13 protein-coding genes are annotated in these 13,927 nt (G+C 61.6%); 12 read left to right on the top strand and 1 reads right to left on the bottom strand.

The annotated features are described in order from the left end of the window. Positions 1 to 12 precede the first annotated feature (12 nt). The 12 genes from uppS (at position 13) to M0D69_RS19140 (ending at position 12,622) form a co-directional block, all read left to right on the top strand. The gene (uppS, locus tag M0D69_RS19195; RefSeq protein ID WP_301783526.1) at positions 13 to 795 is read left to right on the top strand and encodes a polyprenyl diphosphate synthase; all 783 of its coding nucleotides are present in this window, start codon (positions 13 to 15) and stop codon (positions 793 to 795) included. Next, positions 789 to 1,622, top strand: coding sequence for a phosphatidate cytidylyltransferase (locus M0D69_RS19190; protein ID WP_301783525.1), 834 nt, complete (start codon positions 789 to 791; stop codon positions 1,620 to 1,622). The genes uppS and M0D69_RS19190 overlap by 7 nt, the downstream gene beginning before the upstream one ends. An 18-nt stretch (positions 1,623 to 1,640) precedes the next feature. Further along, on the top strand, positions 1,641 to 2,846 hold the full coding sequence (locus M0D69_RS19185; RefSeq protein ID WP_301783524.1) for a 1-deoxy-D-xylulose-5-phosphate reductoisomerase: 1,206 nt from the start codon (positions 1,641 to 1,643) through the stop codon (positions 2,844 to 2,846). A gap of 7 nt (positions 2,847 to 2,853) precedes the next feature. Further along, positions 2,854 to 4,239 carry an RIP metalloprotease RseP gene (rseP, locus tag M0D69_RS19180; RefSeq protein WP_301783523.1) on the top strand — a complete coding sequence of 462 codons (1,386 nt, stop codon included), beginning with the start codon at positions 2,854 to 2,856 and terminating at the stop codon, positions 4,237 to 4,239. Between the two features lie 98 nt (positions 4,240 to 4,337). Then, positions 4,338 to 6,650: an outer membrane protein assembly factor BamA gene (bamA, locus tag M0D69_RS19175; RefSeq protein WP_301783522.1), complete on the top strand. Its 2,313-nt coding sequence runs from the start codon at positions 4,338 to 4,340 to the stop codon at positions 6,648 to 6,650. A 193-nt stretch (positions 6,651 to 6,843) separates the two neighbouring features. Beyond that, positions 6,844 to 7,359 (top strand): OmpH family outer membrane protein, encoded by a 516-nt coding sequence (locus tag M0D69_RS19170; protein ID WP_301783521.1) that lies wholly within the window; start codon positions 6,844 to 6,846, stop codon positions 7,357 to 7,359. Between the two features lie 28 nt (positions 7,360 to 7,387). Continuing rightward, the gene (gene lpxD, locus M0D69_RS19165) at positions 7,388 to 8,491 is read left to right on the top strand and encodes a UDP-3-O-(3-hydroxymyristoyl)glucosamine N-acyltransferase (RefSeq protein ID WP_301783542.1); all 1,104 of its coding nucleotides are present in this window, start codon (positions 7,388 to 7,390) and stop codon (positions 8,489 to 8,491) included. 95 nt (positions 8,492 to 8,586) lie between these two features. Continuing rightward, a complete protein-coding gene (gene fabZ / locus M0D69_RS19160) occupies positions 8,587 to 9,060 on the top strand; it encodes a 3-hydroxyacyl-ACP dehydratase FabZ (RefSeq protein WP_031364018.1) in 474 nt (157 codons plus the stop codon). Between the two features lie 66 nt (positions 9,061 to 9,126). Continuing rightward, positions 9,127 to 9,915 carry an acyl-ACP--UDP-N-acetylglucosamine O-acyltransferase gene (gene lpxA, locus M0D69_RS19155; RefSeq protein ID WP_301783520.1) on the top strand — a complete coding sequence of 263 codons (789 nt, stop codon included), beginning with the start codon at positions 9,127 to 9,129 and terminating at the stop codon, positions 9,913 to 9,915. Between the two features lie 11 nt (positions 9,916 to 9,926). Continuing rightward, complete coding sequence (gene lpxB / locus M0D69_RS19150; protein WP_301783519.1) at positions 9,927 to 11,093, top strand: lipid-A-disaccharide synthase; 1,167 nt, start codon at positions 9,927 to 9,929, stop codon at positions 11,091 to 11,093. After that, complete coding sequence (gene rnhB, locus M0D69_RS19145; protein WP_301783518.1) at positions 11,093 to 11,824, top strand: ribonuclease HII; 732 nt, start codon at positions 11,093 to 11,095, stop codon at positions 11,822 to 11,824. The genes lpxB and rnhB overlap by 1 nt, the downstream gene beginning before the upstream one ends. Positions 11,825 to 11,836: 12 nt before the next feature. Next, on the top strand, positions 11,837 to 12,622 hold the full coding sequence (locus M0D69_RS19140; RefSeq protein ID WP_301783517.1) for an RNA methyltransferase: 786 nt from the start codon (positions 11,837 to 11,839) through the stop codon (positions 12,620 to 12,622). Positions 12,623 to 12,707: 85 nt separating this feature from the next. On the opposite strand, the gene M0D69_RS19135 is transcribed toward M0D69_RS19140, so the two are convergent. Then, positions 12,708 to 13,526 carry a pyruvate, water dikinase regulatory protein gene (locus M0D69_RS19135; protein ID WP_301783516.1) on the bottom strand — a complete coding sequence of 273 codons (819 nt, stop codon included), beginning with the start codon at positions 13,524 to 13,526 and terminating at the stop codon, positions 12,708 to 12,710. Between the last annotated feature and the right edge of the window lie 401 nt (positions 13,527 to 13,927).

The following is a 13,927-nucleotide window of genomic DNA, read 5'->3' as shown; positions in this document are numbered from 1 at the left end:
GATTCAGCGGCCATGACCTATACCAGCTCTACCGTTCGCGTACCCGATGTCGCGGCTGTCCCGCGCCATATCGCGATCATCATGGACGGCAACGGCCGTTGGGCGACACAGCGGCGCCTGCCGCGCGTGGCCGGCCACACGCGCGGCGTCGACGCCGTGCGGGCAACGGTTGAAAGCTGTGCGCGCCAGGGCGTCGAATTCGTGACGCTGTTCGCTTTCAGTTCCGAAAACTGGCGTCGTCCGACCGATGAAGTCTCGTTCCTCATGCGCCTGTTCGTGACGGCGCTGGAACGGGAAGTCGGCAAGCTGCACGCCAACGGCATCCGTTTGCGCGTGGTCGGCGACACCTCCATGTTCGACGACCGTATCCGTGCGCTGATCCAGCGCGCCGAGACCAAGACGGCGCGCAATACGCGCCTGACACTGACCATTGCCGCGAACTACGGCGGGCGCTGGGACATCATGCAGGCGGCCAAGAAGCTGGCCGAGCAATCGGTACAGGAAGGCCGCGTCTTGCCAGTCGACGAAGCGGCGTTCGAGCAGCATCTCGCCATGGCTTACGCCCCGGAGCCGGATTTGTTCATCCGCACAGGCGGCGAGCAGCGCATCAGCAACTTTTTGCTGTGGCAAATGGCGTATACAGAACTCTATTTCACCGATACCTACTGGCCCGATTTCGACGCCGAGGCGCTGGCTCGCGCGATCGAATCGTATGCCGAGCGGGAACGCCGCTTCGGGCGGACCAGCGCGCAGCTCGAACCGCAGTCGCAGAAGGCCGATACTCTTTCATGCTAAAGACCCGTGTCATCACGGCAATCGTCCTGCTGGCGGTTCTTCTGCCAATCACGTTGTTCGCGCCGGTGGGCGCTTTCGCGGCACTGATTGCCGTGGTCGTCATCTTCGCTGCCTGGGAATGGGCGCGGCTGCTGAAGCTTACCGGCGGGTCGCCGGTGGTGTATGCGGTGATTGCGGGCATGGCGCTGATCGCCAGCACGCGACTCGGGCTCGGTTACAAACCTTTGTATCAAATGGCGGCAATATTCTGGGTGTTGGCCGGTCCGTTCGCGCTCGCCCGCAAACCCGCTCTCGCCGATGGCGCCTGGCGCATTTTCCTGCTGTTCGCGGGAATTGTTACATTCGTGGCCTGCTGGCACGCGCTTGTTGCAGCCCGCACGGTAGGGGTTGCGTTCGTGCTATCGCTTCTCCTAGTCGTATGGCTGGCGGACATTGGCGCATACTTCGCCGGAAAAGCGTTTGGCCGTCACAAACTTGCGCCCTCCATCAGTCCGGGCAAAACCCGCGAAGGCGCGTTGGGCGGCTGGCTGGCGGTAATGATCGTCGGCTCGGCGGGCGCGGCCACGCTGGTTTTTGCACCGACACTTTTTTCGGCGCTGGTGGAGCATCTCGGCTGGGCCGGGGCGCTCCTCGCGTTGACGGTGCTGACCGTGTTCAGCGTGATTGGCGACCTGTTCGAGTCGTTGCTGAAACGCCAGGCCGGCGTCAAGGATTCAAGCGGATTGCTGCCTGGGCACGGCGGCGTGCTCGACCGGATCGACGCATTGTTGCCTGTATTGCCGATCGCACTCCTGTTGCTCGGTCCTGTTGCCCAGTCAATCGGCTAATCGGCTAAAGAAGGAATTATGCAAAAACGTCTGACTCTGCTCGGTTCCACGGGCTCGATCGGCGAAAGCACGCTCGACGTCGTGGCGCGTCACCCCGACCGCTTCAAGGTCTACGCGCTGAGCGCGCATCGCAACGGCGACAAACTCGTCGATCAATGTGTCCGGTTCCAGCCGGAAGTGGCGGTGGTCGGCGACGCCGATACCGCCGCGCAGGTCGAAGCGGCGCTGCGCGCCGAGGGTTGCAAAACCGAGGTGAGCTACGGCCCGCAAGCGCTCGTGGCCGTCGCGTCGAGCGCGAGCTGCGACACGGTGGTGGCCGCGATCGTCGGCGCCGCCGGCCTGGCTCCCACACTGGCCGCCGCGCGTGCGGGCAAGCGCATCCTGCTGGCCAACAAGGAAGCGCTGGTCATGTCGGGCAAGATTTTTATCGACGCGGTGCACGATCACAACGCCGTGCTGCTGCCGGTCGATAGCGAACACAACGCCGTGTTCCAGTGCCTGCCGCGTGACGTGGCGTTGCACGGCGGGGTATCGAAGATCATCCTGACGGCGTCGGGCGGCCCGTTCCGCACCCGCGAACCGTCGACGCTCAGGCGCGTCACGCCCGAGGAAGCCTGCAAACATCCGAACTGGGCGATGGGCCGCAAGATCTCCGTCGATTCCGCCACGATGATGAACAAGGGCCTCGAAGTGATCGAGGCGCATTGGCTTTTCAACGTGCCGGGATCGCGCATCGAAGTGTTGATCCATCCGCAGAGCGTGATTCATTCGCTCGTGTCATACACCGACGGTTCCGTGCTGGCGCAACTCGGTAACCCCGACATGCGCACGCCGATCGCTCATGCGCTGGCGTTTCCGGAGCGGGTCGACTCGGGTGTCGCGCCGCTCGATCTCGCGCAAATTGCAACGCTCACCTTCGAGAAGCCCGACCTGAACCGTTTCCCGTGCCTGGCGCTCGCGCTGAAGGCGCTGGAAGCCGGCGGCACGGCGAGCGCGGCGCTTAACGCGGCCAACGAGATCGCCGTCGAAGCGTTCCTTGCACGCCGTATCGGCTTCATGGCAATCGCGGAAGTGGTCGAGCGCGTGTTGAATGCGTTGCCGAACGGCAGTGCATCGACGCTCGATGAAGTGCTCGCCGCCGATGCCGAAGCGCGTCGCCTGGCAGGTGAGTTCGCTGCTTTGCTGACCGCCGACGCGCCGCAAGCCGACCGCGTCCTGCATTGAGACGGCCATGAACTTCGTGACTGAGATCGTTGCTTTTGTGGTGGCTATCGGCGTGCTGGTCGTCGTCCACGAATTCGGCCATTACAGCGTCGCGCGGCTGTGCGGCGTGAAGGTACTGCGATTTTCGGTTGGCTTCGGCAAGCCGCTGGTGAAGTGGGTCAGCAAGACCACCGGCACCGAGTGGACGATCTCGGCGCTGCCGCTCGGCGGCTACGTCAAGATGCTCGACGAACGGGAAGCGGAAGCGACCATTCCCGAAGCCGATTTGCCGCGCGCGTTCAACCGTCAGCCGGTGTTCAAGCGGATCGCGATTGTTGTAGCGGGGCCGGTCGCGAACTTTATTCTCGCCATCCTGCTGTTCGCCGGGGTGTTCGCGGGTGGCGTGTCGGAGCCGGCAGCGATTCTCGCGGCTCCCGGAGCCAATACCGTTGCGGCCAAGGCGGGTTTCGAGGGCGGCGAGACGATCGTGTCGATGCGCGATAGTCAGAGCGGTAGTGGTTCGAGCGGCGAGACGCATCCGGTGCGGTCATGGTCCGACCTGCGCTGGAAACTGCTCGACGCTTCGTTCGATCACCGGCGCGTGGTGCTGACGGCCAAGACGCACGAAGGCACGTTCGATTTTCCGGTGAGCGTGGGCAAGATCGACGATCAGGACGTCGATCACGATTTCATGGACACACTCGGCTTCGAGCCGGGCGGCGGAACGTTGGCCGTCGCGGGCGTGGAAGCGGGCAGTGCGGCGGCGAAAGCGGGCTTGCAGGCCGGCGACGTGCTGCGCGCTATCGACGGTAAAAAGATCGATAACGCGATGGGTTTTATCGATTACGTGCAGCATCGTCCGGGTACGCCGGTCTCGCTGACGGTCGAGCGCAACGGCGCGCAGCGCGCGGTGCAGATCGTGCCGGAGCTTAAGCCGGACGCGGCTACGCATCGCGATGTCGGCCGCATCGGCGCGTCGCTTGCGACCCGGATTCCGACGGTGGATGTGCGTTACGGTCCCGTCGAAAGTCTGCAGCTCGGCGTGAACCGGACCTGGGACATCAGCATTTATTCGCTGCGCATGTTCGGGCGCATGATCACGGGCGAAGCGTCGCTGAAGAATCTTTCAGGGCCGGTGACGATTGCCGACTACGCGGGCAAGAGCGCGCGGCTGGGATTGTCGGCGTTTCTTTCGTTCCTCGCGCTCGTGAGTATCAGCCTCGGCGTCTTGAACTTGTTACCGATTCCGGTTCTGGACGGTGGGCATCTGTTATATTATTTGGTTGAAGCCGCAACCGGCAAGGCCGTGTCAGATCGCTGGCAGCTGGTTTTGCAGCGGGCGGGTCTTGTTTGCATCGTCGCCCTGTCGATGATTGCGCTCTTCAACGACCTTGCCCGCCTGATCCGCTTTTGATCCGGCTTCCGATTACATTGATCCTTTTTCATCCTGTCTGGCGGCGCTTGAACGAACGGCGCCCGACTTGATGCAGCTATACACACTGGGGAAGCACGTTGTTCAAACCTCATCGCTTTGTTCCTAAGTCGGCCGTGGCCGCAGCATTGGCCGCAACTGGAATGGCGGCGCACGCGACAACGCCATTTGTCGTGCAGGACATCCGGATTGACGGCCTTCAGCGCATTGAACCCGGTTCGGTATTCGCCTACTTGCCTATCAAGCAGGGCGACACGTTCACCGACGACAAAGCCTCCGAGGCAATTCGCGCGCTTTATGCAACGGGCTTCTTCAACGACGTCCAGATCGCCACGCAGGGCAACGTCGTGGTGGTGCAGGTGCAGGAGCGCCCGGCCATTTCGCAGATCGACTTCTCCGGGATCCACGAGTTCGAAAAGGACAACCTGGCAAAGGCGCTTCGCTCGGTAGGTTTGTCGCAGGGCCGCTCGTACGACAAGGCGCTCGTCGACAAAGCCGAACAGGAACTCAAGCGCCAGTACCTGACGCGCGGTTTCTACGCTGCCGAGGTCACGACCACCGTCACGCCGGTCGACCGCAACCGCGTGCAGATCCTGTTTTCGGTGGCTGAAGGTCCGAGCGCGAAGATCCGCCAAATCAACTTCATCGGCAACAAGGCGGTCAGCACGAGCACGCTGCGCGACGAGATGCAGCTTTCCACGCCGAACTGGTTCTCGTGGTACACGAAGAACGACTTGTACGCGAAGGACAAGCTCACCGGCGACCTCGAAAACGTACGGTCGTACTACCTGAATCGCGGTTATCTCGAGTTCAATATCGACTCGACGCAGGTGTCCATCTCGCCCGACAAGAAGGACATGTACCTGACGATCGCGCTGCACGAAGGCGAGCCGTACAAGATCAGCCACATCAAGCTCGCGGGCAATCTGCTCGACCGCGAAGCGGAACTGAACAAGCTCGTCAAGATCAAGGCGGGCGATCGTTTCTCGGCGGAAAAACTTCAGTCGACCACGAAGGCCATCGTCGACAAGCTCGGCGAATACGGCTACGCGTTTGCGCAGGTCAACGCACAGCCGCAGATCAATCAAGCCGATCACACTGTCGATCTGACGCTGAATGTGGATCCGAGCCGCCGCGTGTATGTGCGCCGCGTGAACATCGTGGGCAACACGCGTACGCGTGACGAAGTGGTGCGCCGTGAAATGCGCCAGCTCGAAAGCTCGTGGTTCGATTCGAGCCGGCTGGCGTTGTCGAAGGATCGCGTGAACCGTCTTGGCTACTTTACCGACGTCGACGTGACCACGATTCCGGTTGAAGGCACGAACGACCAGGTGGACGTGGACGTAAAGGTCGCTGAAAAGCCGACCGGCGCGATTACGCTCGGTGCGGGTTTTTCGTCCACGGACAAGGTGGTGCTGTCGGCAGGCGTGTCGCAGGACAACGTGTTCGGTTCGGGTACCAGCCTTTCGGTCAATATCAACACGGCCAAGACGTATCGGACATTGACTGTGACCCAGGTCGATCCGTACTTCACCATCGACGGCATCAAGCGCATTACCGACCTGTACTACCGCACGTATCAGCCGCTCTATTACTCCACGGATTCCAGCTTCAAGATCGTCACCGTCGGCGGCGACCTGAAGTTCGGCATTCCGTTCTCGGAGCAGGATACGGTGTACTTTGGCGCGGGCCTCGAGCAGAACACGCTCGACGTCGATGCCAACACGCCGCAAAGCTATATCGACTACGTGAAGGAATTTGGTCGCGTGGTGAACAACGTACCGGTGACGGTTGGCTGGTCGCGTGACAATCGCGACAGCGCGCTGGTCCCGAGCCGCGGTTATTACACGCAGACGAACGCGGAATACGGCACGCCGGCAGGTAACACAACGTACGTCAAGGTTGACGCCCAGGCACAGTATTACTACTCGTTCGCGCGCGGTTTCGTGCTCGGCTTCAACCTGCAGGGCGGCTACGGTAAGGGCCTGAAAGGCCAGACGTACCCAATTTTCAAGAACTACTACGCCGGCGGTATCGGCTCGGTTCGCGGTTATGAACCGAGCTCGCTGGGTCCGCGCGACACGACCACGGGAGACCCGATCGGCGGTTCGCGCATGGCAGTGGGTAACATCGAGTTGACCTTCCCGTTGCCGGGTACGGGGTATGACCGCACGTTGCGTGTCTTCACCTTCCTCGACGGCGGTAACGTCTGGGGCGATCCGGGTCAGGGCGGCACCAGCACGGGCGCGAACGGCCTGCGGTATGGTTACGGTTTCGGTCTGGCGTGGATCTCGCCAATCGGTCCGCTCAAGTTGAGCCTGGGTTTCCCGGTGACGAAGCATGCCGGCGACCAGTACCAGAAGTTCCAGTTCCAGATCGGTACGGCGTTCTAAATCCCGACCGGGACACATCGGTGCCCCGGTTTTCTGCTGTTATCGCGGAACTGGGGCGTCTGACGCAGTGGCGGAATTCAGTGGCTTAACTTATGACATGAGTTAGTGACATAAGTCAGTGGCGTAAATAAGTAACGTGAGGAAGACTTTGCGAACCGGTAAGCTTTCGAAACATGTGGCGTTGGCGCTTGTAATGTCGGTGACGCTCGGCCTGATGGGCGCCGCTAAGGCAGAGGCGCAGGAGACCCGGATTGCAGCCGTCAATTCCGATCGCATCTTGCGTGAGTCGGCAGCGGCCAAGGCGGCGCAGACGAAGCTCGAACAGGAGTTCTCGAAGCGCGACAAGGCGTTGCAGGACATGGCAGCGCGCTTGAAGACCATGTCGGACGCAATGGACAAGAACGGCGCCACCATGGCGCCCGCCGACCGTGCCTCCAAGCAACGCGATCTGTCGCAGCTCGACCAGGACTTCCAGAGGAAGCAGCGCGAGTTCCGCGAGGACCTGAACCAGCGCCGCAACGAAGAACTCGCGGCCGTGCTGGATCGGGCCAACAAGGTCATCAAGCAGATTGCCGAGCAGCAGCATTACGACCTGATCGTGCAGGAAGCGGTGTATGTCAGTCCGCGTATCGATATCACCGATCAGGTGCTGAAGGCGCTGGCCGCGAATCAAGCGAGCCTGTCGACCAATCCAGGCACTTCGAACTGATACGGAGCGGTACCGGATGGCATCAGACATCGCGATCACGCTCGGTGAACTGGCACAGCGCTTTGGCGGAGACATAGCTGGCGATGCATCGCATCGCGTGAACGGCCTCGCGCCGCTCGACAAGGCTGGCCCTACACAACTCGCGTTTCTCGCGAACCAAAAGTATTTGTCGCAAGTGGACAGCACCCAGGCCGGCGCGGTGCTGATTTCACCCGCTGACCTAGAAAAAGTGGCGTCGCCGGAAGGGCGTAACTTTATCGTCACGGCGAATCCCTACGCTTATTTTGCGCGGGTGGCGCAGGTTTTCATCGACCTCGCGACGCCGCCGGTTGTGCCCGGTGTGCATCCCACGGCGTTTATCCATCCCGGCGCGAAGGTGGCGGCCAGCGCCGTGATCGGGCCGCACGTGAGTGTGGACGCGGGCGCGGTGGTCGGCGAGCGCGTGAAGCTGGATGCGGGCGTTTCGATCGGCCGGGGCGTGAAGCTGGCCGACGACGTTCATTTGTACCCTCATGTGACCGTCTATCATGGCTGTACGCTCGGCGCGCGCGTGATTGTGCATGCGGGTGCGGTGATCGGCGCGGACGGTTTTGGCTTCGCGCCGGATTTCGTCGGCGACGGCGACGCGCGCACCGGCAACTGGGTCAAGATTCCGCAAGTCGGCGCGGTGGTCGTGGCGCAGGACGTGGAGATCGGCGCGAATACCACGATCGATCGCGGCGCAATGGCCGACACGGTGATCGAAGAAGGCGTAAAGATCGATAATCTCGTGCAGATCGGGCATAACTGCCGGATTGGCGCGTACACGGTGATCGCGGGCTGCGCGGGGATTGCGGGCAGCACGAACATCGGGCGGCATTGCATGATCGGCGGCGCGGTGGGCATTGCGGGCCACGTGACGCTGGCGGATTACGTGATTGTCACGGCGCAGTCCGGCGTGTCGAAGTCGCTGCTGAAGCCGGGCATGTACACGAGCGCTTTCCCCGCCGTCAATCACGCCGACTGGAACAAAAGCGCCGCCATCGTACGTAATCTGGATAAGCTGCGCGAACGTATCAAGACGCTCGAAGCGGCTGCAAGCGCAAGCAACACGCCGGATAACATCCCGGACAGCACGTCAGGCAAGCACTAAGACCGTAAAGACCGGCATCCCACGCGAAGTCGCCCGGTAAAACGAGTGGCTTCGCAGTCAACACCCGCGCTGCGAAGCGCGCGAGCAGAACGACTATGAGCACCGAAAAAATCAATCTAGACATTCACAAGATTCTCACGTTGCTGCCGCATCGGTATCCGATCCTGCTTGTCGATCGGGTACTTGAACTCACGCCGCATCAGAGCATCAAAGCGCTCAAGAACGTGACGATCAACGAGCCGTATTTCCAGGGCCACTTCCCGACGCGGCCCGTGATGCCCGGCGTGCTGATTCTCGAAGCGCTCGCGCAGGCGGCGGCGCTCCTGACGTTCGCCGAGGAAAAGGAACCGCACGATCCGGAAACGACGTTGTATTACTTCGTCGGCATTGACAAGGCGCGCTTCAAGCGTGTGGTCGAACCCGGCGACCAGCTGATCCTGAACGTGAACTTCGAGCGCTACATGCGCGGCATCTGGAAGTTCAGCGCGCGTGCCGAAGTGGACGGCGCGGTGGCAGCCGAAGCCGAACTGATGTGCACCGTGAAAAACACGGCCGCCGACACGAAGTGATGCCGGCCGCGCCACAGGCGCGGCAGACCAGGGCAGACCAAGCAACAGAACATCAAGCGAGGGCGCATGAGCAAGATTCACCCTACCGCGATCATCGAGCCGGGCGCGCAGCTCGACGAATCCGTCGAAGTCGGTCCTTACGCGATCGTCGGCCAGCATGTACAGATTGGTGCGCGCACGACTATTGGCTCGCACAGCGTGATCGAAGGCCATACGGTTCTCGGCAGCGACAACCGCATCGGCCATTACGCGTCGGTCGGCGGCCGGCCGCAGGACATGAAGTACAAGGACGAGCCGACCCGGCTCGTGGTCGGCGACCGCAATACCATCCGCGAATTCACCACCATTCATACGGGCACGGTGCAGGATACGGGCGTCACGACCATCGGCAACGACAACTGGATCATGGCGTACGTGCACGTGGGCCATGACTGCCAGCTTGGCAGCAACATCATCATGTCGAGCAACGCGCAACTGGCGGGTCACGTGATCATTGGCGACTACGCCATTGTTGGTGGCATGTCGGGCGTGCATCAGTTCGTGCGTATCGGCGCGCATTCCATGCTGGGCGGAGCGTCCGCGCTCGTGCAGGACATCCCGCCGTTTGTGATCGCCGCCGGCAACAAGGCCGAGCCGCACGGCATCAACGTCGAAGGGCTGCGCCGGCGCGGTTTTTCGGCTGAGGCTATTTCGGCGCTGCGATCGGCGTATCGTGTGGTGTACAAGAGCGGCGCGACACTCGAGGAAGCCAAGGCGCAATTGCGCGAACTGGCGTCTGCCGGCGGCGACGGCGACGCGCCCGTGACGGCGCTGGCCGATTTTATCGACGCGTCGCAGCGCGGCATCATCCGTTGACCGAGCGCCCAATGACGCTGGCGCCCGCCCCCCTGCGCGTTGCAATGGTCGCGGGGGAGCCGTCGGGCGATTTGCTGGCGGCGGCGCTGCTGGGCGGCCTGAACGAGCGTTTGCCGGCCGGTACGCAATTCAACGGTATTGGCGGTCCACGCATGACGGCCGCCGGTTTCGACGCCCACTGGCCGATGGACAAGCTCACCGTGCGTGGGTACGTCGAAGCGCTGAAGCATATTCCCGAGATCCTGGGCATTCGCAACGAGCTCAAGCGGCAACTGCTCGCCGAGCCGCCGTCGGTGTTCATCGGCGTGGATGCGCCCGATTTCAATTTTGGCCTTGAACATGCGTTGCGCGATGCCGGCATCCCGACGGTGCATTTCGTGTGTCCGTCGATCTGGGCGTGGCGCGGCGGGCGGATCAAGAAGATCGTCAAAGCCGTCGATCACATGCTGTGCGTGTTTCCGTTCGAACCGGCGCTGATGGAGAAGGCGGGCATTGCGTCCACGTACGTAGGCCATCCGCTCGCCGATGAAATCCCGCTCGTGCCCGATGTTGAAGGCGCGCGCCGCGAGTTGGGTTTGCCCGAAGGCGGCCCGATCATCGCCGTGTTGCCCGGCAGCCGGCGTTCGGAAATCTCGCTGATCGGCCCGACCTTTTTCGACGCGATGGAATTGATGCAGCTTCGCGAGCCTGGCGTGCGTTTCGTGATGCCGGCAGCGACCGCTGCGTTGCGTGAATTGCTGCAGCCTCTTGTGGATGCTCATCCGAACCTCGCGCTGACCATCACGGAAGGCAAGGCCCAGGTCGCCATGACCGCCGCCGACGCCATTCTGGTCAAAAGCGGCACGGTCACGCTGGAAGCTGCGTTGCTTAAAAAGCCGATGGTCATCTCGTACAAGGTGCCCTGGCTGACGGGTCAGATCATGCAGCGGCAGGGTTATCTGCCGTATGTCGGCTTGCCGAACATCCTGGCCGGGCGATTTGTCGTGCCGGAAATCCTCCAGCATTTCGCGACGCCCGAAGCGCTGGCCGACGCCACGCTTAAACAGTTGAACGACGAAGCGAACCGCGCGACACTCACGGAAATCTTCACGGAAATGCACCACGCGCTGCGTCAGAACACGGCGTTACGCGCGGCGGAGGCGGTGGCGCAAGTGCTGGAAGCGAGGAGGCCGCGGTAATGGCGAAGATCGTCGTGAAAGGCGGGGTACGGCGCGGGGTGCAGAAAACGCCGCAGCCTGAGTTCGACTTCGATTCCCCGTCCGACATCATCTGCGGCGTGGACGAAGCCGGGCGTGGCCCGCTGGCCGGTCCCGTTGTCGCGGCGGCGGTGATCTTCGATCCATCGAAACCCAGGATTCGCGGTCTTGACGACTCCAAGGTGCTGAGCGCCAGGAAGCGCGAGGAGTTGTACGAGAAGATCATCGACCGTGCGCTGGCCTATTGCGTGGCCTCGGCAACGGTCGAGGAAATCGACACGATCAACATCCTTCACGCCACCATGCTCGCGATGAAACGCGCGGTGGAAGGGCTCTCGGTCAGGCCGACGGTCGCGAAAATCGACGGTAACCGGTGTCCAGCTTTGTCGATGCGCTCAGTGGCCGTTATTGGCGGCGACGCGCTGATTGCGCAGATTTCGGCGGCGTCGATTCTGGCCAAGGTCACGCGTGACCGGATGCTGCTGCAATTACACGAAGTCCATCCCGTTTACGGTTTCGATGCCCATGCCGGATACGGCACGCCGCAGCATTTGAAGGCGTTGCTGGAGCATGGGCCTTGCGAGCATCATCGGCGCTCGTTTGCGCCTGTGCGTGAAGCGCATGCGCGATTGGGCGTTGTGTTGCCGGTTGTCGCCCCCGAGGTGCTTGCTGCTGCCGCTGCGGAGCAGGGCGTCGACGCTCCTCCGTTCTGAATCTCTCCTCACGTGAAATCCATTACCTCGCGGGATAACCCGCTCTACAAGCGGTTGAAGGCGCTCGCCGGCTCGACGGCACAGCAGCGCCGGAGCGGTCACGCGTTGCTCGAAGGACTGCATCTCGCCGATGCTTATCTCGATGCAGCCGGGCAGCCCGAGACTTGCGTGGTGACCGAGGGCGCGCTTCAACACGATGAAGCGCGGCAGATCGTCGGGCGGATCGATCCTGCGCACGTTCATACCTTGCCCGATGCTTTGTTTGGACAGCTATCGAGTGTCGTGCATGGTGTGGGGATGGTGTTGCTGGTCGAGAAGCTTGCGGCGCCGTTGCCCGAGCGCATCGCGCAGACCTGCATGATGCTCGACGGCATCCAGGACGCCGGTAATGTTGGGTCCATTTTGCGAAGCGCGGCGGCGGCGGGGATTCAGCACGTCTTTTGTGCGCCAGGAACGGTGTATGCATGGTCATCGAAGGTGCTTCGGGCCGGTATGGGCGCGCATTTTCTGCTCGGCATTCACGAGGACGTCGAGCCGGCGGAGTTGATGTCGCGGCTGACTCCGGACGTGCTCGTCACCATCACCGATTCACACGGCGCAAAAGCGATCTACGATGCCGATCTGTCCGGGCCCGTGGCCTGGGTCATGGGCAATGAAGGCGCAGGCGTCTCGCCATTTTGGCGCGATCACGCGGCGCTTCGGGTGACGATTCCCCAGCCGGGCGGCATGGAGTCGCTGAATGTGGCGGCTGCCGCTGCGGTGTGCATCTTCGAGCAGTGCCGGCAGCAGCGCGCATAGTCATGCGCCAAGCGCCCGCAAAAAAGCCGTTTTCAACGAAAGTTGAAAACGGCTTTTTACTTGGCCGCTCGATACTCGCTCAGTACTAGTAATACGAAGGCCGCTCCAAGCGAATCTCCTGCAAGATGGTCGTGGCAATCTCCTCGATCGACTTGTGCGTCGACGATAACCACTTGACCCCCTCACGCTTCATCATTGCTTCGGCTTCGTTGATCTCGTAACGGCAATTCTCGAGCGCCGCGTACTTGCTCCCGGGCCGCCGCTCGTTGCGAATCTCCGCCAGCCGCTGCGGATCGATCGACAAGCCAAACATCTTCTCCCGATACGGAAGCAACGGCGTCGGCAAACGCCCGCGCTCAAAATCCTCCGGGATCAACGGGTAATTCGCTGCTTTAACCCCGTACTGCATGGCCAGATAAAGCGACGTCGGCGTCTTCCCGCTGCGCGACACGCCGACCAGGATCACATCGGCATCGGACAGATTGCGATTCGACTGGCCGTCGTCGTGCGCCAGCGAGAAGTTGATCGCCTCGATCCGGTTCTTGTACTCCTCCGTATCCGCGTTCTGGTGAACCCGGCCCATTGCGTGCGTCGACTTGATGTCGAGTTCAAGTTCCAACGGCTCAATAAAGGTCTGGAACATGTTCAGCACGAGCGCATTCGAACGCTGCACGATCTCGTTCGACGCGCTGTCCACCAGCGTGGTGAACACAATCGGACGACGGCCATCAAGCGACACCGCTTCGTTGATTTTCGCGATGGTTGCATGCGCCTTGTCGGTCGAATCGACAAACGGCACGCGCACGAGCCGGAATTTCTGGTCGAACTGGGACAGGATCGAATGCGCGAATGTCTCGGCAGTGATCCCGGTGCCATCGGAGACGATGAATACGGTAGGCGGCATCGGCGTTAAGGTGCGTGAAATTACGTAAATGACGTGAAATGAAACTGACGGTGATTATCGTCGATTAATTAATCGGGCAGGATGATCGACGGTCCGGCGCAAAAGGCCTGGTTGCGAGCGGTTGGCAAAGGCGTACCGCGAACGGCGTTCAGGCGAATGACTTTAAACTAAGCATTCGCTAAAACACCCGATGTGCGCCGCCACACCATGCACGTGTGAAGGGTCTCATTTGCGAGCGCTTTTATGCCCCGCGATGAAACATTTTCAAGAGCCAGCACGGTAGAATAGCGGCAACCTGTTCGATAAGCAATTGCGGACGATCTGCCACTCAATCACACGAATTTACGTACTTATCGTGCGTTTTAGTGGCAAAAGATCGCTTTTTTGAGCGGTTTTGATTG

Origin of the sequence: Caballeronia sp. SEWSISQ10-4 2 (assembly GCF_030464885.1) — a bacterium.
Lineage (GTDB): Bacteria > Pseudomonadota > Gammaproteobacteria > Burkholderiales > Burkholderiaceae > Caballeronia.
The sequence above is the reverse complement of the archived record's forward strand: the minus strand, read 5'-3'. Positions and strand labels throughout refer to the sequence as shown.

Coding starts and splice junctions, on each gene's coding strand:
- uppS (WP_301783526.1), top strand. CDS start 13: ATGACCTATACCAGCTCTACCGTTCGCGTACCCGATGTCGCGGCTGTC.
- M0D69_RS19190 (WP_301783525.1), top strand. CDS start 789: ATGCTAAAGACCCGTGTCATCACGGCAATCGTCCTGCTGGCGGTTCTT.
- M0D69_RS19185 (WP_301783524.1), top strand. CDS start 1,641: ATGCAAAAACGTCTGACTCTGCTCGGTTCCACGGGCTCGATCGGCGAA.
- rseP (WP_301783523.1), top strand. CDS start 2,854: ATGAACTTCGTGACTGAGATCGTTGCTTTTGTGGTGGCTATCGGCGTG.
- M0D69_RS19170 (WP_301783521.1), top strand. CDS start 6,844: ATGTCGGTGACGCTCGGCCTGATGGGCGCCGCTAAGGCAGAGGCGCAG.
- fabZ (WP_031364018.1), top strand. CDS start 8,587: ATGAGCACCGAAAAAATCAATCTAGACATTCACAAGATTCTCACGTTG.
- lpxA (WP_301783520.1), top strand. CDS start 9,127: ATGAGCAAGATTCACCCTACCGCGATCATCGAGCCGGGCGCGCAGCTC.
- lpxB (WP_301783519.1), top strand. CDS start 9,927: ATGACGCTGGCGCCCGCCCCCCTGCGCGTTGCAATGGTCGCGGGGGAG.
- rnhB (WP_301783518.1), top strand. CDS start 11,093: ATGGCGAAGATCGTCGTGAAAGGCGGGGTACGGCGCGGGGTGCAGAAA.
- M0D69_RS19135 (WP_301783516.1), bottom strand. CDS start 13,526: ATGCCGCCTACCGTATTCATCGTCTCCGATGGCACCGGGATCACTGCC.